The sequence below is a fragment of the Limosilactobacillus mucosae genome, assembly GCF_046939755.1.
Lineage (GTDB): Bacteria > Bacillota > Bacilli > Lactobacillales > Lactobacillaceae > Limosilactobacillus > Limosilactobacillus mucosae_A.
The window spans coordinates 1-1,661 of the sequence record NZ_JBKZAY010000063.1 but is presented as its reverse complement, the minus strand read 5'-3'; the positions used below and the strand labels follow the sequence as shown (position 1 = coordinate 1,661).

The window sequence follows — 1,661 nt, the reverse complement described above, 5'->3', positions numbered from 1 at the left end:
ATACTCGAAATCTAATATCAGTACTCACCAATACAAGATAGTGTAGACCCAAATAAACGGCTTGATTGCAAATGCAGTCAGGCCGTTTTTGATCGTTTTTGATATGGTAATTATGGGAAGATATGTTCAAGACAAATGTCCTCAAATCTAGGTAAAACCTTGTAAAAATGATTGAAAACGCTATCATTTCAGGGACGAATGTCATAGAATCAGTAAATAGATTTAAGTATCATATTAAGTAATGAGAGGGCAGAAACATGAGCATTGAAAAGATATACGAAGCCATCAACTCGAATCGAATCGTTCATGAGATCGTTGCTAACGCTCCCTTGAATGTCATTGAGCGAATGCAGGTCGTAACGTTTGAAGTAGGACGCTTCATGCTCCATCAAGATGAGTATCATGACTATACTTATCTGTTGGTTGAAGGGCGCGTTAAGATATACCTGATTTCGCCAAATGGCAAGTCGGTGGTCCTGGATGTTTATGGACCAGGGATGTTTTTGGGTGAACAAGAAGCTATCATCAAAAAGCCTTATAGTGCTTCAATCATCAACATTACCCCAGTTACCCTGCTGAAGATGAGCAATCAGGACTTTGTCAACTGGTCGCAGCATGATCACCGCTTTGCCAACCGGATGATCAGCTATCTTTCTGAACAGATCTATCATCTTACCAAGCGAACGGAGCGCTACAGTCTTTATTCAGCGATGCAGCAGATTGGACTGGAACTGATGCAGTCGTTTAAAGAACAACGACCGATCTCACGTGAGCAGCTGACATATCGAGTTGATACTTCCTATCGCAATATCAACCGGGTTCTCAAGCAATTGTCTGAGCTTGGTATAATCGATGCTTCCAAGCCTGCCATTAAAATCATCAATGTTGAGGAACTGCAGCGGATTATAAAAACGGAGGAATAGCAATGAGTGAAGAAGTACAACCACACACGCAGCTGACGACGGCAATCAACACTGATCGGGCAATCATCATGGGTGATCCAGCCCGTGTCGACAAGGCGGCTAAATTGTTGGATAATGCCAAGGAATGGGCTTACAACCGTGAATACAAGTCTGTAATCGGCGAATATCGCGGTCAGCGTATTCTGCTGATGTCAACGGGAATCGGCGCGCCATCAGCCGGAATTGGTGTTGAAGAACTAAATAACGTTGGCATCAAGAAGGTTATTCGGGTCGGATCAGCCGGTGCCATGCAGACGGGGATTGACCTGGGCGAACTGATCATTGGCGAGGGGGTCGTTCGTGACGATGGCCTGACCAAGCAGTACGTGCCGGCAATGTACCCAGCCGTGCCTTCATTCAAGCTGATGGCACTGGCTCATAAGTACGCTCCTGACGCGGTCTATGGCATCATTCGCTCACACGATGGCTTCTACATGGATGACAACGCGGAAACCGAAGCCTACTGGTCATCCAAGGGCATCGTGGGCGCGGACATGGAATCCGGCGCGATGATGACGATTGGGCGCCTACGTGGCATGGAGACGCTGTCGATTCTAAATAACGTCGTACTCTATGAAGGCGATCTGGCTGCCGGTGTCAACAGTCTGGTCGATGGCGAGGAACTGATGGTCAAAGGGGAAATCGCGTCGCTCAAACTGGCTATGGACATCCTCAGCGACGACTCAATTAAGCAATAGA

At 46.8% G+C, this 1,661-nt stretch carries 2 protein-coding genes; both read left to right on the top strand.

Annotated features, from left to right (window positions below):
* Positions 1-257 precede the first annotated feature (257 nt).
* Positions 258-923: a Crp/Fnr family transcriptional regulator gene (locus tag ACLUWI_RS10070; protein WP_412147213.1), complete on the top strand. Its 666-nt coding sequence runs from the start codon at positions 258-260 to the stop codon at positions 921-923.
* A 2-nt stretch (positions 924-925) separates the two neighbouring features.
* Complete coding sequence (locus ACLUWI_RS10065; RefSeq protein WP_412147212.1) at positions 926-1,660, top strand: nucleoside phosphorylase; 735 nt, start codon at positions 926-928, stop codon at positions 1,658-1,660.
* Position 1,661: the final 1 nt, after the last annotated feature.

Excerpts from the sequence above, each read along its gene's own strand:
- ACLUWI_RS10070 (WP_412147213.1), top strand. The coding sequence starts at position 258 with ATGAGCATTGAAAAGATATACGAAGCCATCAACTCGAATCGAATCGTT.
- ACLUWI_RS10065 (WP_412147212.1), top strand. The coding sequence starts at position 926 with ATGAGTGAAGAAGTACAACCACACACGCAGCTGACGACGGCAATCAAC.